This is a genomic window from Anaerovibrio lipolyticus, assembly GCF_021531495.1.
In the GTDB taxonomy this organism is placed as follows: domain Bacteria; phylum Bacillota; class Negativicutes; order Selenomonadales; family Selenomonadaceae; genus Anaerovibrio.
Window position 1 is genome coordinate 1 of record NZ_JADYTY010000035.1, and the last position, 20,002, is coordinate 20,002.

The following is a 20,002-nucleotide window of genomic DNA, read 5'->3' on the forward strand; positions in this document are numbered from 1 at the left end:
GTAGAGCTATGATAGTATGAGATGTTTACTGAATAATGTGTATACAGGCAAAAGCATGGAAGTTTTAGAATTTTTGTGTTATAATTTAGTTTATTCTTTGTATAAATTTTTAATATAGGAGCGGATATTTTTATGCCTGAGATTTTGCAGAATCCTTCTAATTTTATTCAGAATGAAATAAACGATGACCTGAAGAATGGTCGTTACAGCGAGGGGATTCACACCCGTTTCCCACCAGAGCCAAATGGCTATCTTCACATTGGTCACGCCAAATCCATTTGCCTGAACTTTGGCTTGGCACAGCAGTATGGCGGTATGTGCAATCTGCGTTTTGATGATACAAATCCTGTTAAAGAGGATGTAGAATATGTAGATTCCATTCAGGCTGATGTAAAATGGCTAGGCTTTAGCTGGGACAAGCGGATGTATTATGCTTCCGATTACTTTGAGAAGCTCTATGAATTTGCTGTACAGCTTATCAAAAACGGCAAGGCCTATGTGGATGATTCCAATGCAGAGGAAATTCGCGCTATGCGTGGTACTCTTACTGAGGCTGGCAAGGAAAGCCCATATAGAAACCGCAGTGTGGAGGAAAACTTGGCCCTCTTTGAGGCCATGAAGCAGGGTGAATTTGCGGATGGGGAAAAGGTTCTCCGAGCCAAGATAGACATGGCTTCCCCTAATATCAATATGAGAGATCCTGTTATCTATCGTATTGCCCATGCAACTCATCATCGCACCGGGGATGCCTGGTGTATCTATCCAATGTATGATTTTGCTCATCCACTGTCCGATGCCATTGAGGGAATTACTCATTCCATATGTACTCTGGAATTTGAGGATCACCGTCCCCTTTATGACTGGTGCTTAGAGTCCTTGGGCTTTGATGTAAACACTCGTCCTCGCCAGATCGAATTTGCCCGTCTGAATCTTACCAACACTGTTACCAGCAAGCGCAAGCTGCGTCAGTTAGTAGAGGAAGGCTATGTGGCTGGATGGGATGATCCTCGTATGCCTACTATTTCTGGATTGCGCCGTCGTGGTTATACTCCTGCTGCCCTGCGGAATTTCTGCAGCGAGGTAGGTGTAGCCAAGGCTAATAGCTTGGTAGATGTGGCTATGCTGGAGCATTGCATCAGAGATGATTTGAACAACAATGCAGATAGAATTATGGCTGTCCTGCACCCATTGAAGGTAGTTATCACCAACTATCCAGAGGGCAAGAAGGAATATATGCTGGCTGAGAACCATCCTATCAAGGGCGGCCACCGCTATATGCCATTTAGCCGTGAGCTGTACATTGAGCAGGAGGACTTTATGGAGGATGCCCCAAAGAAGTTCTTCCGCTTGAAGCCAGAGGGCGAGGTTCGTCTGAAGCATGGCTATATTATCAAATGTGAGGAAGTTATTAAGGATGCTGAGGGCAAGGTAGTGGAGCTGCATTGTACCTATGATCCAGACTCCAAGACTGGTGGTGCTACCGCTAACCGCAAGGTAAAGGGTACTATCCATTGGGTATCTGCTGCCGATGCTTTGGAGGCAGAGGTTCGTCTTTATGATTACCTCATTGAGACTGATGAAAAAGGGGAAGTACCAGCAGATTTCCTCAACGCAGTAAACAAAAACTCTTTGGAGGTTCTCCAGCATGTAATGGTAGAACCAAGTGCAGCTTTGACTGCCGAGGGTACCCATTATCAGTTCCTCCGTCAGGGTTATTATGTAGTGGACAAGGATTCTACCCCAGATCATTTGGTATTTAACCGAGTGGTAGGTTTGAAGGATTCTTGGGCCAAAGTAAAGAAGGGCTGATTATGTCAAAGATTCCCAAGGGATTATCAGATAAGGATATGCTGCAGGGCTATGTGGAGCAGGTGACTATGGAGTCCCAGTTTATGGCTGCTGAGGAGGCAGAGGACAAAAAGCGCCGTGCCAAGGCTGCCCTGGGCAAGCCGGAAAAGAATATCGCTTTGACTGGCTTTAGCGATGAACTGGTGGAGGAGCTGGGCCGCAAGCTTTTGGAGCTTAAGATGGAGCTGTTCCGGGAAGGGGTAAAAAATTACACCCTGAAGGTTAAAAAGGATGGTCATACCATAACTATTAAGCCAATAGAAAGGAAAAACAAGGGGGCAAAATAAATGTTTGATTCAACATCCATTGCAGTGACGATTTTTGTCATCGCCTATGCGCTCATTATTTCCGAGAAGGTACACCGTACCATTGTAGGCATCTTTGGTGCCATGCTGATGATTATGCTGGGGATTCTCTCCCAGGAAACCGCAGTTCATCACATTGATTTCAACACCTTAGGTCTGTTGATGGGTATGATGATTATTGTAAACATTACAGCAGAAACAGGTTTGTTTAATTATCTGGCTATCTGGGCAGCCCAAAAGGTTAAGGCCAAGCCAATGAAGCTGTTGCTGGCTTTGGCTCTGTTGACAGCTGTGTGCTCAGCGTTGTTGGATAATGTAACTACTGTATTGCTGACTGTTCCTGTTACCTTTAGCATTACTTCTCAGCTAAAGGTGGATGTAAAGCCTTTCCTGATGGCTCAGATTATGGCCTCTAACATTGGTGGTACTGCTACCTTGATTGGTGATCCACCAAATATTATGATTGGCTCTGCCGTAGGCCTGAGTTTTGTAGATTTTATTGTAAATCTGGCTCCGATTGTCGTAGTAATTTTTGGTGTTACTGTATTTATTCTGGAGGCTCTTTATGGCAAGGAGCTTCACACTACTCCTGAGCTGCAGGAACAGGTTATGAAGCTAAAGCCTGAGCGTCAGATTAGCGATGCTGTACTGCTGAAAAAATGTCTTTTTGTGCTTGGCCTTACCATGTGTCTTTTTGTTATGCATGGAGCCTTGGGCTTGGAGTCTGCCACGGCTGCCATGTTTGGCGCCGGCCTTTTACTGCTATTGACCTTTACCAGGGATGAAGAAAAAATTGCCAAGGTTCTGAGCAAGATTGAGTGGACAGCTATTTTCTTCTTTGCCGGCCTGTTTATTCTGGTTGGTGCTTTGGTAGAAACCGGTGTTATCAAGATGCTGGCTGCTGAAGCTATGAAGATTACGGAAGGCTCTGTAAATGCTACAGCTATTTTGATTATTTGGATGAGTGCCATTGCCTCTGCCTTTGTGGATAATATTCCTTTTGTAGCAACCATGATACCTTTGATTAAGGATATGGGTGCTATGGGTATTACCAATTTGGATCCTCTGTGGTGGTCTCTGGCTCTAGGTGCCTGCCTGGGCGGTAACGGTACTTTGATTGGCGCCAGTGCCAACGTAGTTGTGGCTTCCTTGGCCGCCAAGCATGGAGAGCAGATTTCCTTTATTGGCTTCATGAAGGTCGCCTTCCCATGTATGATAATTTCTATCGTTATTAGTACAGTTTACGTATATCTGAGATATTTGATGTAAATGCTACGAAAAATAATTGCCAATCAGCTTGACAGGAAATAGGATTTGTTGTTATACTAACTCTACAATCAGATAGCGAAGGGGAGTAACCTCGCTGGCTGTTGTCAACAAGCATGCCGGGTAACCGGCTGGCAGCAGCGTTGTAATTTGCAACAGGTGAGACTTTCGTATGATACTACGGGTGTATCATGCGGGAGTCTCTTTTTGTTTGTGTAGTTGTTTTACTAGGAGGATTTTTCGATGGAAATTATGTCAATTCATTTTTTAACAGCTCTGGGCACCATTGTGCTAATGGATATCTTGCTGGGCGGCGATAATGCGGTGGTTATTGCTATGGCTGCCAACAAACTGCCTCATGAGCTGAGGAAAAAAGCTATTTTTATTGGTACCGCCGGTGCAGTGATTATTCGCTTGATTATGACCTTTGCCGCCGTATGGCTGCTGACCATTCCTTATTTGCAGGTAGTAGGCGGCTTGATTCTTTTACCTATTGCTGTGAAGCTGCTGGTGCCTCATGAGGAAGAGGCTCATGTTGAGGCGGCAGATAGCCTGTCTGGGGCAGTCAAGACCATTATTATTGCTGATGCAGCAATGGGAGTGGATAATGTGCTGGCTATTGCCGGAGCTTCCCACGGCAGCTTCCTGTTGGTAGCCATTGGCTTTTTGATTAGTATTCCCATTATTGTAGGTGGCAGTACTCTGATTGGCAAAATCATGGATAAATATCCTGTAGTGCTCTATGGTGGTGCAGGTTTGCTGGGCTGGACCGGCGGTTCCATGATTGCCCATGACAAAATTCTGAATCCGATGATTGTTTCCTATGGCGGTGATTTTGCTCCATATATTATTCAGTTTGTTTTGGCTGCTGGCGTAATAGGCATTGGTTATTACAAAAAACTTAAGAAATAAATAATGTGAGACGATAGTATTGGAGATAGCAAAAGGAAGGAGTGAAACGAGATGGATTTTATGAATATTGCAGCTATGTCCGTAGGAATGCATCAGCAGCAGTTGGATATTCAGGTAGGTACTTCTGTAATGAAGATGGCTATGGAAACATCAGAGACTGCGGTAACTGATATGCTGGAGTCAATTGATGTATCCTCTCTGACTGGTGTGGGGGCTAATTTGGATATCCTGGCATAGGCTTTCCAGAGCATAAAAAGGAAGTGTCAGAAAATTTTACTTGCTTTTTTCGTCACTTACAAGTATACTGAAATTCAGTAGGATGTCTCTTTGTCCACCGATTAGGTAAAAAGTAAGAGTACATATGGGATATTCAAAAACAAAAATGGGGGATTTTTTTCATGGCATTTGTAGATGAGACTTTGGTGTGTAAGGACTGCGGTAAGGAATTTATTTTTAGCGCAGGCGAGCAGGAATTTTATGCAGAAAAGGGCTTTGAGAATAAGCCAGTTCGCTGCCGTGATTGCCGCGATAAGAGACGTCGTAATCGTGAAGGTGGAGAGAAGGAACAGCGCCAGATGTTTACTGTAGTATGCGCTGAGTGTGGTAAGGAGACTGAGGTTCCATTCGAGCCAAAGAATGACCGTCCAGTATACTGCCGCGACTGCTTCCAGAAGAGAAAGAATGGCTAAGCCATTGGCAATCGCATAATCTATGTGGCAATGAAGCCCAGGATGCTTAACAGTTTCTTGGGCTTTCTTTTATGTAAAAAGGAGGATATATAATGGCTAAAAAGTTATTAGTATTGTGTATGGCAGCTATTATGGCTGTGGCAGCTCTGGTGGCAGGCTGTGGTGGTGATCAGAAGGCAGCTAGCGATAACAAGGTACTGAAGGTTGGTACTAACGCTGATTTTGCCCCTTTTGAGTTCCAGGATGAGAATGGCAAGGAATATCAGGGCTTTGATATGGACCTGATTCGTGCTATTGGTGAGGAAATGGGCTACAAGGTTGAGATTAGCAATATTCAGTTTGATGGTCTTATTCCTGCTATTCAGGCTGGCAACATTGATGTGGCTATTACTGGTATGACCATTAATGAGGAGCGTAAGCAGAATGTATTGTTCTCCGATCCTTATTACAAATCTGGTTTGTCCATTATCGTAGCTAAGGATAACAATGACATCAAGACCTTCCAGGATTTGAAGGGTAAGAAGGTTGCTGTACAGATTGGTACTACCTCTGCTGCTGAGGTAAATAAGATTGGCGGCGTTGAGGTTAAGGAGTTTAACTCCTCCGCTGATACCTTTATGGAGCTGCGTGCCAAGGGCGTTGACGCTGTAGTAAATGACCGTCCTGTAAATGATTACTACATTCTCAAGAGTGGTGAGACTAACGTAAAGGCTCTGCCTGAGCTGCTGACCTCTGAGGATTATGGTATTGCTTTTGCCAAGAATAATACAGAGTTGCAGGGTAAAGTAAATGAGGCTTTGAAAAAGCTTCATGAAAATGGCAAGTATGATGAAATCTTTACCAAGTGGTTTGGTACTACTTCCAAATAAAGCATAAATTCTGAGAGACTGTTTCACTGGATATGTTTTACATTCTGAAGCAGTCTCTTTTTTGTGCTTAAATTTTTTCCAGTGCTGTATAAAAATTCAATTTAAATGCATAAAAATTTAGCCTTTGGCTTTAAATGAATTGACACTATAGTGGTTGTTACATATAATGTATAGGTAATATTTTATGTAGAGGCTAGGTGTGGGAAATGAATTTAAATGTTGATTTGATGATTAACTCCCTGCCACTTCTGATTGTGGGAGCAGGCATAACCATACAGATTACAGCTATATCTGTAGGTTTGGGTTTAATCATTGGTATGTTTGTAGGTATTGCTAGAATCTGCAATGTGAAAGTGTTGCGGGCTTTGGCTACAGTATATATAGATTTTTTGCGGGGCACTCCATTGCTGGTGCAGATATTCCTGATTTATTTTGCTTTGCCAATGGTGGTGGGCCAGCGGGTAGATCCATTTATAGCAGCTATTACAGCCTGTGGTATTAATAGTGGTGCCTATATTGCGGAGATTTTTCGGGCTGGTATTCAGGCTATTGATGAGGGACAGATGGAGGCAGGCCGTTCCCTTGGTATGAGCTGGGTGCAGACTATGCGGTATATTATTGTACCTCAGGCCTTCAAGAATGTTATTCCTCCTTTGGGCAATGAGTTTATTGCTTTGCTGAAGGATTCCTCTCTGGTATCCGTTATCGGTTTTGAGGAATTGACTCGTCGTGGTCAGTTGATTATTGCTAGAACATATGGCTCTCTGGAAATCTGGATTACTGTAGCCCTGATTTATCTGGTAATGACCTTGACCATTTCCCGTTTGGTATCATATATGGAGAAAAGGTTGGCGACAAAATGATTGATATAAAGAATTTGCACAAATCCTTTGGTGGCCATGAGGTGCTAAAGGGAATAGATTTACATATTAATCCTCAGGAAGTAGTGGTTATTATTGGGCCTTCCGGCTCTGGTAAAAGTACCCTGCTGAGATGCATGAATCTTTTGGAGGTTCCTACCAGCGGCAGCGTGGTGGTAGATGGCATGGATTTAACTGGGGATGCAGATATTAACAAGGCTCGTGAGGAAATTGGCATGGTTTTCCAGCGGTTCAATCTCTTTCCTCACATGACTGTGTTGAAGAATATTACCTTGGCGCCTATGAAGGTGCGGAATATTTCTCAGGAGGAAGCTGAGAAAACTGCTCGGGAGCTTTTGGAGCGAGTAGGCTTAGGGGATAAGGCTGATGCATATCCACCTCAGCTGTCTGGTGGTCAGCAGCAGCGTGTGGCTATAGCTAGAGCTTTGGCCATGAAGCCAAAGGTGATGCTTTTTGATGAGCCAACCTCTGCCTTGGATCCAGAAATGGTAAATGAGGTTCTGGATGTTATGAAGAGCCTGGCTAATGAGGGTATGACTATGGCGGTAGTTACCCATGAAATGGGCTTTGCTCGTGAAGTAGGAGATAGACTGCTGTTTGTAGATGGCGGTACTATTATTGAGCAAGGAGATCCTCGAGAGGTATTTGAGAATCCAAAGGAGGAGCGTACCAAGCTGTTCCTGTCCAAGGTTTTGTAAGAGAAAAAGAAAAGAGACACTGAAGCAAGCTTCAGTGTCTCTCCTTTTTTACGGGGTTAGATACTTAATATTCGGATTCAATCAGGCCGTATTTGCCATCCTTGCGGCGATATACAACGCTGACGGTTTCGGTATCGGCATCTCTATATACGAAGAAATCATGATTCAGCAGATTCATCTGCATGATAGCTTCCTGCACATCCATTGGCCGAACGGTAAATCTCTTTTTCTTTACAACAGGGAATTCGCTCTCATCATCAGGAATGGAAGGAGCAAAGGCTGGTGCGGAAAATGCCTCGTCCAACAGAGTGCCATCACGGAAGCGGCGCTGCATCTTGGTCTTGTGCTTGCGAATCTGACGATCCAGCTTTTCAATAACCAGGTCGATGGAGGTATACATATTGTCCGTAACCTCCTGGCCCCGCAGGAGCACACCCTGTACAGGTACAGTTACCTCAACCTTCTGCCGGTCCTTGGAAACACTGAGGAGAGCAGAAATCTCGCCAACTTCTTTGAAGTAGCGGGTTACTTTGCCGATTCGCTTCTCCACATAGTCTCTAAGCGCAGGAGTGATTTCTACATTTTTTCCTCTAATAGTGAATGTTGCCATAAATAACATCCCCTTTCTGGTTCTATGTTTATTTATATTCGCCATAGGGTATGATTTATCCTGCTTGTTAGAAAAAAATTTTTAAATTTTTGCCAAAAATTCCCTGTTCACCCTGTCAACTATTTTCTCAAACTAATTTAGTAGGTCAATTTTTTGACTTATATCTGATACTTTGATAAACTAATGTAGAGTCTGTGTATATTCTGCACTTTACCATAGATATAAACAAATTAGGAGTGAGTTCATGTTTGGTATTCTGAAACGCTTTTTGGGCGACAATAATGATAAAGAAGTAAAGAGATTGAGGGCCAAGGTGGATGAGATTAATGGCTTTGAGGAAGGCCTGAAAAATCTCAGCGATTCCTCCCTGGCACGTTGTACTGACAAATTCCGTGACCGTCTGGCTGAGGGTGAGACTCTGGATGATATTTTGCCAGAAGCCTTTGCCGTTGTTCGAGAGGCTTCCCGCCGTATTTTGGGCATGAGACATTTTGATGTGCAGATGATGGGTGGTATTTGTCTCCACGAGGGCAAGATTGCAGAAATGCGTACTGGTGAGGGTAAAACTCTGGTAGCTACTCTGCCAACCTATCTGAATGCCTTGACTGGCAAGGGTGTACACATTGTTACTGTTAATGATTATCTGGCCAAGCGTGACAGCATCGAGATGGGGCGCCTTTACAACTTCCTGGGCTTGTCTGTAGGTCTGGTGCGTCATGATATGGATTTCCCAGAGCGTAAATATGCTTATAGCTGTGATATTACCTTTGGTACTAACAATGAATTTGGTTTTGACTACCTGAGAGATAATATGGTAGTAGATATGAAGCAGATGGTACAGCGGGAGCTGAACTATGCCATTGTGGATGAGGTGGATAGTATTCTGGTAGATGAGGCCAGAACACCTTTGATTATTTCCGGCCCAGGCACCAAGCCAACAGAGACCTATGTCCGCATGGCCAAGGCTGTTAATGTGCTGCAGGAGGGTGTGGACTATACTGTAGATGAAAAGGCCAAAACCGTAGCTCCAGCGGATACAGCTATTCCAAAGATTGAGAAGGCCCTGGGTATCAAGAATATGTATGATCCTGAGAACATGGAAATGTCCCATTGCTTCATGGCTGCTTTGCGGGCTAAGGCTTTGATGAAGCGTGATCGGGATTATGTAGTCAAGGATGGGGAAATCATCATTGTTGACGAATTTACCGGTCGTCTTATGCAGGGCCGCCGTTATTCTGATGGCCTCCATCAGGCTATTGAGGCCAAGGAGGGCCTGGAGGTACAGAGAGAGTCTCAGACCTTGGCATCCATTACCTTCCAGAACTACTTCCGTATGTACAACAAGCTGTCTGGTATGACTGGTACAGCTAAGACAGAGGAAGATGAGTTCCTGAAGATTTACAAGCTGCCGGTTATTGTTATTCCAACCAATAGACCAATTGCCCGTATAGATCATCCAGATGTTATCTACAAGACTAAGAGGGCTAAATACAAGGCCGTGGCCAATGATGTAGAGGCAATTCACCAAAAAGGCCAGCCAGTATTGATTGGTACTACCTCCATTACTCAGTCTGAGGAGCTGAGCCGGATTTTGTCTCAGAGAAATATTCCTCATAATGTTTTGAACGCCAAATTCCATGAGCAGGAGGCAGAGATTATTGCCGATGCAGGCCAGAAATCTGCCGTAACCATTGCTACCAATATGGCTGGTCGTGGTACTGATATTAAGCTGGGTGAAGGTGTGCCTGAGCTGGGTGGCTTGTTTATTGTAGGTACGGAGCGTCATGAATCTCGTCGTATTGATAACCAGCTTCGTGGTCGTGCTGGTCGTCAGGGTGATCCAGGTGAGTCCCGCTTCTATCTGTCTTTGGAAGATGATTTGCTTCGCCTCTTTGGCTCTGATAATATTGCTCATATTATGGATAGACTGGGTATGGGGGAGGATGACCCTATTGAGCATAAGCTCATTACCCGCTCCATTGAGAATGCCCAGAAGAAGGTTGAAGGCAGAAACTTCGATATGCGTAAGCATGTCCTGGAATATGATGATGTTATGAATCAGCAGCGTGAGGTTATCTACGGCGAGCGCCGCAAGGTTCTGTTGGGAGACAATCTCCGTGAGCACATTCTGGGTATGCTGGGTGGCATTATTGAGGCTCAGATGAACCAGTATGCTAACGAGAAGCTTTATCCAGAGGAATGGTCCTTGGAGAATCTGATTACAGATGCTGAGGGCATCTATGCTCCAAAGGGCCGAATGAAGCTGGAGGAGCTGGAGGATATGAGCCGGGACGAGCTGCAGGATTTCTTGACTCAGGTAGCAGAGGAATCCTACACTCAGCGCGAACAGCTCTTTGGCGAGGACAATATGCGGGAGCTGGAAAAGATTATCATGCTGCGGGTAGTGGACAACCGTTGGATGGAGCATCTGGATCGCATGGATATGTTGCGTGAAGGTATTGGCCTTCTGGCTTATGGTCAGAGACAGCCATTGGTTGAGTACAAGATTCGTGGTCACGAAATGTTCAACCAGATGATTGCCAGCATTCAGAACGATATTGCTTCCCTGATTTTCCGGGTAAATATTATTACCAGAGAGCAGCAGGAGGCTATGGAGCGTGAGAACCAGCAGCGCATGGCAGCTGCCAAGGCAAATCATGGAGATGATTTCCAGGAGAATGTAAAGCAGCCAGTCAAAAACGGTGAGAAGATAGGCCGTAACGACCCTTGCCCATGTGGCAGCGGCAAAAAGTACAAAAACTGCTGTGGCAAGAATAAGTAAAATTTTTAGCATTAAAGCAAGGCTGTTTATGGTAGATTTAGTAGATATATGTGTTTTCTAGTTAGGATGTGAATGTAGATGCTGGAGGATTTGAAGCCGGAAATTGTGGCTCTCCAGGGGCGATTGACAGAGATGGAAAAGGCTCTGGATGTAGCTCACAAAGAAGAAAAAATTGCTGAATTGGAATATAAGATGGGTGAGCCTACCTTTTGGGATAATCCAGAGGAGGCTCAGAAAATCAATCAGGAACTGAATGATGTTAAAATCAGCGTAGACAAATACAAAGCTCTGGTAGCCAAGTACGATGATGTACAGGTTATGTGGGAGCTGGGTATGGAGGACAAGGATGAGAGTCTGGAAGCTGATGTAGTTGCAGATATGGAGGCTATTAACAAGTCTCTGGAGGAGCTGCAGCTTGAGGTTCTCCTGTCTGGCAAATACGATGCCAACAATGCCATTCTTACCCTTCATGCAGGTGCTGGCGGTACTGAGGCTCAGGATTGGACCAGTATGCTGCTGAGAATGTATGGCCGCTATGCTGAGCGTCATGGGTTTTCTGTAGAAACTGCTGATTTACTGCCAGGTGATGAAGCTGGTGTTAAGTCTGCTACCCTCTTTATCAAGGGCCATAATGCCTATGGCTTCCTGAAGTCTGAGAAGGGTGTACATCGCTTGGTGCGTATATCTCCATTTGATTCTGCGGCTCGCCGTCATACCTCTTTCTGTGCCTGTGATATTATGCCAGAGCTGGACGATACTGTAGAAGTTGAAATCAATATGGATGATGTTCGTGTTGATACCTATCGTGCCAGCGGTGCTGGTGGTCAGCATATTAATAAGACTTCCTCTGCGGTACGCATGACTCATGAGCCTACTGGCATTGTGGTACAGTGTCAGAATGAGCGCTCTCAGATTCAGAATCGTGAGCAGTGTCTCAAAATGCTACGGGCTAAGCTCTTTGAGCTGGAGGAAGAGAAGAAGGAGAAGGAACTTGCAGCTCTGGAGGGAGATCAGCAGAAGATCGAATGGGGCAGTCAGATTCGTTCCTATGTATTCCATCCTTACAATATGGTTAAGGATCATCGCACCAGTGCAGAAACTGGCAATACCCAGGCCGTTATGGACGGGGATATTGATATGTTTATAGAGGCTTTCCTGCGGGCAAAGGCCAATCATCAGTTGTAAGCCGGAGGCAGACAAAAAATGGGAAAAAGAATTTCCATACTGATAGGAATTGTGGTATTGGCGGCAGCCTTTTGTCAGCTTTTGCTGCCGGGGATTATCAGTGGCAATCTGGCTAATCGTATTAAGGAGGCGGCTAGAGCCGAAAATGTTACAGCCAATGTAAGAGCTATGCCGGGATTTATGCTGTTGGCAGGCCAGATGGATAATCTGGATGTGGTGGTAGACAATGCCTGGCTAGGGGATATTCAGGTGTCCAGATTAACCCTCCATGGTAAAAATCTGCAGGTGGATTATTCTGCGCTGGATTCTCGTGACGGCTCTGCCATTCAGTCAGCATATAATCTGGAGCTTACCGGGGTTATTACCCAGCAGGCTTTGCAGGATATGCTGGTAAAGAAAATGGAAAAGGTAGATAATCTCCATGTGCAAATGGATACTGACAAGATTAGTGCCACAGGGCAGGTAAAGCTGCTGGGGCGCATGGCTGATATTACCTTGGAAGGCAAGGTACTGCCAGAAAATGGCGGCCTATATTTCCACATGACTCGTCTGGATATTCGCAATGCGGTGCTGGGACAGGCAGTGTTGGGAAATTTCTTTGGAGATATATTGATTTTTGATCTATACAATTCCCCCATCAGGGCAGAGATTGATGATGTACAGCAGCAGGCTGGACAGGTTACCATCAAGGCTGTCCGCAAAGAGGGGAATAGTCTGCAATAAGGATAGATGATAATGAAGCAGTTTTGTTACAATAAAATTCTCATCGCTGTGATTATATTGGGGCTTATAGCTTCCCTGGCTATTGATGTGCAGCGATATCAGGTGGAACAGGCAAATAAGTCCATTGAGTTGATTATGGACTATGAGGATTTGGTAGCCTTGGCAGAAAAGGAAGGCTTGCCTCCTGAGAAGGTTTTGGCTCAGGCCAAGGAAGCAGGTATTACCTCTCTGGCTGTCTATGAAACCACCTTCAAGAAGCTGAATGTAAATGGCAAGGCAGCTGCGGTAAATGGCAGTGTGCTTTTGGCTAATTATCAAAATGGTGCCATTAGTGATCCAGGCTGGCGTCAGCTGATTGAAAGCGGTCAGATAAAGGGTACTAATGTCTATGTAACAGGTCATAATCAGCAAACCTTTCAGGAGGTGCATGAGGATCTGGTGCGCCGTCTAGGACAGGATAGAGTACGGGAGCTGACTATTAGTGGTCAGCGGGTGCTGGAGGTTAAGGCCAACTACGAAGAATTTGAGAAGATGGATTTAGGCATGCCTACAGATGAAATGCAGGCTGTTAACGATGCAGGCTTCTATGTAGTGGCACGACCTACCAATTACCGTCAGTGCACTAAGGATGATATTGATGCCTTCTTTGATCGTCTGGATGGCTATCAGGTATCAGCAATTGTGGCTTCTGGTTCCCAGACCTTGGGAGCACCTGATGAATCTCAGTATATGGCTCAGCAGATGCGCCAGCGTGGCCTGACCTTGGGCATGATTGAGGGAGTAACCCAGCTAAAATTCTTCCCTCAGGATGGTATGCTGGATATAGCCAAGGCTAATGACTATCAGTCTGCTAGATTGTATTCCATTCCTAAGGATGAGCAGAAAAAAATGAAGGTTAATGAAGCCATAGATCGTTGGGGGACTACTGACGATGAGCGTAATATTCGCTTTAATTTGCTGAAAACCTTTGAGAAGCCTGCTCCAGATATGACCTTGCTGGAAACCAATATGAGCTATGTGGCTGGAGTAAAGAATAAGCTGGAGGCTCAGGGCTTTACCATGGGACGAGCCGGTGTATTTGCCAGCTTCTATCCAGAGGCGCCTCTCCGCAGTCTGGTGATGCTAGGTGTAGCAGCAGGTATTGTACTTTACCTGTCCCTGGTTATTCCAGCTATGAAGAGCAAGCAGGCGTATATATTGCTGGCAGTTTTGGCTCTAGTTATGGTGGTGCCAGTGTTGATGGGCCACGGCAACAAAATCCGTGTGGCAGCGGCCTTGGCTGCAGCCAATGTTTTTCCTGCTATTTCCGTATTGTGGATTCTGGATAAAATCCGTCAGCGGGTACCTCAGCAGGGTGCAGGCTTGTTGCGAATGATAGGTACTGGCGTAGCAGCTCTGTTTGTCTGCGGTATGATTTCCTATGTAGGTGCAGCTTATTTGTCAGCGTCTTTGGCAGATACAGAGTACCTTTTAGAGGTAAATATTTTCCGTGGTATTAAGCTAACCTTTATTTTGCCGATTGTTCTGGTGGCTATAGGCTTCCTACAGCGATTTGATGTATTTGATGGCAAAATGGATGATACAGAGGGTTTTTTGGAGCAGTTTAAGCGGATTCTTGATGTGCCTGTAAAGGTAAAGACACTGCTGGGCTTGTTCCTGGTATTGGTGGCTGCTGTGGTTTTGGTAGCCCGTTCTGGTCATACTATGGGTATGCCTGTATCTGCTACTGAACTGAAATTCAGGGCATTTCTGGAGCAGGCCATGTATGCCCGGCCTAGAACCAAGGAATTTATGATTGGCCATCCAGCCTTCCTGCTGGCGGCTATGGCTTGGTTCCGCAAATGGCCAACTATGGCGCTGTTTGTACTGGTTATGGTAGCTACGATTGGTCAAGGCTCTATGGTTGAGACCTTTGCCCATATGCGTTCGCCTATTCTAATGTCTACCGCCCGGGGCTTGGGTGGCTTGGTATTAGGTGCAGGTGTTGGCGCAATCTGTATGATTTTGGTAGATATGTGGTTGAAGTATGTAGCACCACGTTTGTCTACGGAAAAGAAGTAATTTTTTGTGAAGATATTTAGAAGGAATGACAACAGAGCATGAGTAATGTTGTAATTTCCGGATATTACGGCTCCAGAAATGCTGGCGATGAAGCGATGCTGGCTGCTATGGTAGAGGTTTTATCGGATTTAGATCCAAAAGTGAATATTACAGTAATATCTGCCAATCCCCAGGATACCAGACAGCGGCACGGCGTCAAGGCTGTGGGCTGGCTTGATCTAGCAGGCATATTGGGAGCCTTGCGGCATGGCGATATCCTTTTGAGTGGTGGCGGCAGTCTTTTGCAGAATGTTACCAGCCGCCGCAGTCTATACTATTATCTGCTGATAATCTGGCTGGCCCAGTTGTTGGGAACGCCAGTCATGTTGTATGCTCAGGGTATCGGTCCTATTAATGGACGGATTGCCCGCTGGATTATGGGGTATATTGGCAATAGAGTCAAGATGATAACTGTCAGGGATAGAGGTTCCCTTAAGGAGCTGGCTTCTCTGGGCATAACTCGCCCACCAATTGAGCCTACGGCGGATCCGGTTCATGCCATTCATCAGGTGGACACTGCCCAGGGCAGGGAAATTCTCCTTAGACATGGTGCTCTGGTGGGGCAAAAGCCTTTGGTATGCATTTCTGTGCGGGAATGGTGCAATATGAATCACTACAAAGAGATAGTGGCTCAGGCAGCAGATAGGATTGTAGAGGATTTTCAAGCTCAGGTAGTTTTTCTGCCTATGCAGTATCCAGAGGATGTGAAAACAGCTCAGCTGGTGGCAGATATGGCTCAGCACGAAATGTTGGTATTGCCAGAGGAATATAATACCAGTCAGTTGCTTTCTATTGTGGGCAATATGGATTTGCTGATATCCGTCAGGCTTCATGCCCTGATTTTTGCTGGGGTAATGGGAGTGCCTATGATTGGTATTTCCTATGATCCCAAGGTAGATAGATTCCTGGAATCCGTAGGGGAGGAATCTGTGGGCACCTTGGAAAATGTAGAACTGGAGAAGCTGATGGCCCAGATTCATCTGAAATGGAAGGATAGAGAGGGCTTTAGCCATCAAAACGAACAGCTCTTTGACGATTTGCGTCATTTGGCCATGTGTAATGCAGAGCTTGCTTATAGTGTGATTGGAAAGGACTGAGAAATCGGTCCTTTTTTTCATTTCAACTAATATTGTGTTATGAAATAGGGCTGAATTGTGCTACAATAGTACGGAGTGTTGATGAGAAATGGGGTTGAAATTGATGATTCATATGAAAAATGTCACTAAGGTATATGAAAATGGTGCCGTGGCATTAAACAATATCAATGTGGATATTCGGAAGGGTGAGTTTGTTTTTTTGGTAGGCTCCAGCGGTGCCGGCAAATCCACCTTTATTAAAATGCTGTTTCGGGAGGTCTTGCCTACCTCTGGTATTCTGACGGTAAATGGTCGGGATGTTATTCGCATGGCCAATAAGGAGGTTCCCTACCTGCGCCGCAGTTTGGGGGTAATTTTTCAGGATTATCGCCTTTTGCCAGAGAAAACTGTTTATGAGAATATTTCCTTTGCTATGCAGGTTATTGAAGCACCTCGCAGATTGATGCAGCGCAGTGTAAATTCTGTTTTGGATATTGTTGGCTTGCGGGATAAGTACAAATGCTTCCCACATCAGCTTTCTGGTGGTGAGCAGCAGCGTGTGGCCATTGCCAGAGCCATTGTGAACAATCCATCTATCGTAATTGCCGATGAGCCTACAGGTAATCTGGATCCAGAAACCTCCTGGGGTATTATGGATATTTTTCAGCGGATTAATGCTGCTGGCACCACCATTGTAATGGCTACCCATGATAAGACCATTGTAGATGCCATGCAGCGACGGGTTATTGCTATTGAGGATGGACAGATTGTAAGGGATGAGGCCCAGGGAGGTTATGGCTATGAAAGTTAGGACCATAGAATATTATATCCGAGAGGTATTTATTTCCCTGCGGCGTAACAATTGGATGTCTGTGGCCTCTATTGGCACGGTGGCTGTGTCCCTGTTTATTTTTGGCATGTTTCTGATGATGGTTATGAATATGAACAAGCTGGCAGAAAACATGGAATCCCAGGTGCAGATAAATGTCTATCTCTTGGACAAGGTAGATAGAGAGCAGGCCAGAGATATAGAAAAGGATTTAAAGGAAATTGAAGGGGTAGAATCCGTAGGCTTTGTTACCAAGGACGAAGCTATGGAACGCTTCAAGGATAGATTGGGAGATCAGAAAACTCTCTTAGATGCTTTGGATGAAACCAATCCTTTGCCAGATTCCTTTGAGGTAACAGTGACCAATCCGGATTTGGTCAAGACAGCAGCAGAGAAAATGGAAAAACTTGATGGAGTGGAGTGCGCCAAATATGGTCAGGATGTTATGGAGCATCTTTTTGAAATTACCAGATTGCTGCGTATCTTTGGCTTCACCTTGATGTTGGTATTGGCCTTTGCCACTTTGTTTATTATTTCCAATACCATCCGCTTGACAGTTTTCGCCCGTCGCAAGGAAATTGCTATTATGAAATACGTGGGAGCTACTGATTGGTTTATCCGCTGGCCTTTTGTTATGGAGGGTATGGTGCTGGGGCTTTTTGGCAGTATAATAGCGGCTATGGTGCTGAGGACAGCCTATACAGCTATGGCGGAAAAGGTATACGATACCCTGGCCTTTTTCCCGCTAATACCTGAACAGCCATTTTTGACCTATATTACTATTGTGGTGGTTATCAGTGGCATGGTGGTAGGTGCTATTGGCAGTGCTGTGTCCATTAAGAAATTCCTTAAGGTTTAAGGCGGTGGCATCATGATGATGAAAATAAGTGGTCGAGGCAAGGCTTTGAATCTGGCTCTGTCCCTGCTCATTTCTCTGTCGGTAACAGGAACTGCCTTGGCTGATGATTTGGAGGATCAGCTGGCGGATTTGCAACGGCAGGCAGAGGAACAGCAGGCCAAAACCAATGAGGCTTCCGCCAAGGTGGAAAGTGTTTCAGAAAGATTGCGGCAGATTCAGGAGGAGCTGCGGGTAGCTACAGCAGAATATAAAGAGGTTAAGGGACAGCTGGATTCTGTTGAGGACAAAATCAGTGATAATACAGAGCTGTTACAGAAAACCGAAGCTGATTTGAAGGTAAAAAACAAGAAGCTGCAGCAAAGAGTGCGGGATATTTATATTAACGGCCAGATTAGCTATGTGGATGTGCTTTTTGGAGCCAAGGATTTTGCTGATTTGATGACTCGCATGGATGTTTTAAAGCGAATTATCAAGCATGATTATGACCTGATTATGAAGGTTAGGGAAGAAAAGGCTACGGTAGAAAATACCCGTGCCCAGCTGGAAAAAGACAAGGCTGAGGCTGAGGTGCTGGTAGCTGATGCACAGGCCAAGAAGGCCAAGGTAGAGGATAAGGAGTCTGAACAGCAGGTACTGTTGGATCAGGCTATCCATGATAGAGATACCTCAGAGCGGATGTATGAGGAGCTTATGGCAGCATCTCAGGAGGTTGCCAATATGATTCGCCGCAGTCATATGTCCTCCGCGGGTTATTCTGGTGCTCCAGCAGGAGCAGGAGGAATGATTTGGCCTATTAGCGGGCCTATTACCTCGGAATTTGGCTGGCGTACCCATCCTATCTTTGGTACAGCCAGATTCCATAGCGGGCTGGATATTGGCGGAGATTATGGCATGCCTATTTATGCTGCAGCCAGTGGTACAGTTATTTATGCTGGCTGGATTAGCGGCTATGGCAATGCGGTAATTATTGACCACGGTGGCGGTGTAACTACCCTTTATGGACATAATGATTCCCTGAATGTCAGCGAAGGTGAAAATGTAGCTCAGGGGCAGGTTATTGCCATGTGTGGCTCTACAGGTAATTCTACCGGACCTCATTGCCATTTTGAGGTACGAGAAAATGGTGAACCTGTTAGTCCTTATGGTTATTTGTAATTTCCTATGTGCCTATGAATGATGGGATATTCCCTCATTTATAGGCTGGTGAACAAAAGAGGTTTTTCATAATGAAGAAAATAATTATTACAGTTCTGACAACTGTAACTGCTATGGTGGTGGCTGCATTTATGGGACTGTATATGCTGTTAGGCGGCAGTTTGGAAAATGTAGCTCAGACAGTTAGATTGATTAGTACCATGAGCTTTGTAAAATCTCAATATGTAGATGATGTGCCTTTGGTACAGCTGGTGGATGGTGCCATCGACGGCATGGTTAAATCCCTGGGAGACAAGCACTCCATCTATATGGATGATGAAAATTTCAAGGCATTTATGCAGCAGACTGAGGGCAGCTTTGGAGGGGTAGGTATTGTCATGGGCTTTCCCAAGGATGGAACCTGTCAGGTTATGTCTGTAATAGAGGATACCCCTAGTGCTCAGGCAGGGATTCAGCCTAAGGATGAAATCATCAAGATTGATGGGGCTGATGTTAGCAATATGCAGCCAGATGAAATGGCAGCCAAGGTACGGGGAGATGAAGGTACTCAGGTGGTGTTGACGGTGCGTCGTCAGGGCCAGGAGGATTTTGACGTTACCTTGACCAGGGCGATTATACCTTTGACTACAGCCAAGGGTACCATAATTGATGGTACTAATATTGGCTATATCCGCATAGCTTCCTTTAGCGAGAATACGGGCAAGGAATTTGCCAAGGAGCTGGCAGCTCTTAAAGAGCAGAATATGGGTGGTTTGATTGTGGATTTGCGAGCCAATCCGGGGGGATTGATTACTTCCTGTGTGGAGATTGCAGACCAGCTGATTCCTGCTGGGGAGATTGTGTCAATGACAGATAAGGGAGGCCACAAGACTATTTATGAGTCTCAGCTGGAGTCCTTTGATTATCCCTTGGTTATTCTTATTGATGGCAACAGTGCTAGTGCTTCGGAGATTTTGGCCGGGGCTGTACAGGATCGCCAGTGTGGCACCATTGTGGGCACCAAATCCTATGGTAAAGGTTCTGTGCAGACTATGCTGGCTTTGAATCATGGAGATGGGCTGAAGCTGACAGTGGCTAGATATTATACCCCATCAGGCCGCAGTATTGATGGAACCGGCATCCAGCCAGATGTGGAGGTAGCATTGCCAGAAAATGCAACTCGCGATTTGCAGCTGTTGAAAGCTATTGATGTGATGAAGGAAAAGCTAGGGCAGT

At 45.3% G+C, this 20,002-nt stretch carries 19 protein-coding genes; 18 read left to right on the top strand and 1 reads right to left on the bottom strand.

What is annotated here, in order from left to right; genetic code table 11:
- Positions 1 to 132: 132 nt before the first annotated feature.
- The 9 genes from I6E26_RS09770 (at position 133) to I6E26_RS09810 (ending at position 7,468) form a co-directional block, all read left to right on the top strand.
- Complete coding sequence (locus I6E26_RS09770; RefSeq protein ID WP_235321674.1) at positions 133 to 1,809, top strand: glutamine--tRNA ligase/YqeY domain fusion protein; 1,677 nt, start codon at positions 133 to 135, stop codon at positions 1,807 to 1,809.
- A 2-nt stretch (positions 1,810 to 1,811) separates the two neighbouring features.
- Positions 1,812 to 2,135 carry a hypothetical protein gene (locus I6E26_RS09775; RefSeq protein ID WP_235321675.1) on the top strand — a complete coding sequence of 108 codons (324 nt, stop codon included), beginning with the start codon at positions 1,812 to 1,814 and terminating at the stop codon, positions 2,133 to 2,135.
- Positions 2,136 to 3,422, top strand: coding sequence for an ArsB/NhaD family transporter (locus tag I6E26_RS09780; protein ID WP_235321676.1), 1,287 nt, complete (start codon positions 2,136 to 2,138; stop codon positions 3,420 to 3,422). It begins immediately after the preceding gene.
- A 240-nt stretch (positions 3,423 to 3,662) separates the two neighbouring features.
- Positions 3,663 to 4,331 (top strand): TerC family protein, encoded by a 669-nt coding sequence (locus tag I6E26_RS09785; protein ID WP_235321677.1) that lies wholly within the window; start codon positions 3,663 to 3,665, stop codon positions 4,329 to 4,331.
- Between the two features lie 51 nt (positions 4,332 to 4,382).
- Positions 4,383 to 4,568, top strand: coding sequence for a YjfB family protein (locus I6E26_RS09790; protein ID WP_235321678.1), 186 nt, complete (start codon positions 4,383 to 4,385; stop codon positions 4,566 to 4,568).
- A 161-nt stretch (positions 4,569 to 4,729) separates the two neighbouring features.
- Entirely contained in the window at positions 4,730 to 5,020 is a 291-nt protein-coding gene (locus I6E26_RS09795; RefSeq protein ID WP_235321679.1) for a zinc-ribbon domain containing protein, read from the top strand.
- A gap of 92 nt (positions 5,021 to 5,112) precedes the next feature.
- A complete protein-coding gene (locus tag I6E26_RS09800) occupies positions 5,113 to 5,889 on the top strand; it encodes a basic amino acid ABC transporter substrate-binding protein (protein WP_235321680.1) in 777 nt (258 codons plus the stop codon).
- A 206-nt stretch (positions 5,890 to 6,095) separates the two neighbouring features.
- Entirely contained in the window at positions 6,096 to 6,752 is a 657-nt protein-coding gene (locus I6E26_RS09805) for an amino acid ABC transporter permease (RefSeq protein ID WP_235321681.1), read from the top strand.
- Entirely contained in the window at positions 6,749 to 7,468 is a 720-nt protein-coding gene (locus I6E26_RS09810) for an amino acid ABC transporter ATP-binding protein (protein WP_235321682.1), read from the top strand. The genes I6E26_RS09805 and I6E26_RS09810 overlap by 4 nt, the downstream gene beginning before the upstream one ends.
- A gap of 64 nt (positions 7,469 to 7,532) precedes the next feature.
- On the opposite strand, the gene hpf is transcribed toward I6E26_RS09810, so the two are convergent.
- Complete coding sequence (gene hpf / locus I6E26_RS09815) at positions 7,533 to 8,078, bottom strand: ribosome hibernation-promoting factor, HPF/YfiA family (RefSeq protein WP_235321683.1); 546 nt, start codon at positions 8,076 to 8,078, stop codon at positions 7,533 to 7,535.
- Between the two features lie 244 nt (positions 8,079 to 8,322).
- Here hpf and secA point away from each other — a divergent pair, with 244 nt between their 5' ends.
- The 9 genes from secA to I6E26_RS09860 form a co-directional block, all read left to right on the top strand.
- Complete coding sequence (gene secA, locus I6E26_RS09820) at positions 8,323 to 10,860, top strand: preprotein translocase subunit SecA (RefSeq protein WP_235321684.1); 2,538 nt, start codon at positions 8,323 to 8,325, stop codon at positions 10,858 to 10,860.
- A 78-nt stretch (positions 10,861 to 10,938) separates the two neighbouring features.
- Positions 10,939 to 12,045: a peptide chain release factor 2 gene (gene prfB, locus I6E26_RS09825; protein WP_235321685.1), complete on the top strand. Its 1,107-nt coding sequence runs from the start codon at positions 10,939 to 10,941 to the stop codon at positions 12,043 to 12,045.
- Positions 12,046 to 12,063: 18 nt separating this feature from the next.
- Complete coding sequence (locus I6E26_RS09830) at positions 12,064 to 12,768, top strand: LmeA family phospholipid-binding protein (RefSeq protein ID WP_235321686.1); 705 nt, start codon at positions 12,064 to 12,066, stop codon at positions 12,766 to 12,768.
- Positions 12,769 to 12,780: 12 nt separating this feature from the next.
- On the top strand, positions 12,781 to 14,829 hold the full coding sequence (locus I6E26_RS09835) for a DUF5693 family protein (RefSeq protein WP_235321687.1): 2,049 nt from the start codon (positions 12,781 to 12,783) through the stop codon (positions 14,827 to 14,829).
- Between the two features lie 38 nt (positions 14,830 to 14,867).
- A complete protein-coding gene (gene csaB / locus I6E26_RS09840; RefSeq protein WP_235321688.1) occupies positions 14,868 to 15,965 on the top strand; it encodes a polysaccharide pyruvyl transferase CsaB in 1,098 nt (365 codons plus the stop codon).
- A gap of 103 nt (positions 15,966 to 16,068) precedes the next feature.
- Entirely contained in the window at positions 16,069 to 16,755 is a 687-nt protein-coding gene (ftsE, locus tag I6E26_RS09845; protein WP_235321689.1) for a cell division ATP-binding protein FtsE, read from the top strand.
- Positions 16,745 to 17,632, top strand: a complete 888-nt coding sequence (gene ftsX, locus I6E26_RS09850; RefSeq protein ID WP_235321690.1) for a permease-like cell division protein FtsX — start codon at positions 16,745 to 16,747, stop codon at positions 17,630 to 17,632. The genes ftsE and ftsX overlap by 11 nt, the downstream gene beginning before the upstream one ends.
- A gap of 12 nt (positions 17,633 to 17,644) precedes the next feature.
- A complete protein-coding gene (locus I6E26_RS09855; RefSeq protein ID WP_235321691.1) occupies positions 17,645 to 18,787 on the top strand; it encodes a murein hydrolase activator EnvC family protein in 1,143 nt (380 codons plus the stop codon).
- A gap of 71 nt (positions 18,788 to 18,858) precedes the next feature.
- Positions 18,859 to 20,002 (top strand): S41 family peptidase (locus tag I6E26_RS09860; RefSeq protein ID WP_235321692.1); only part of this gene is annotated, 1,144 nt, incomplete at its 3' end.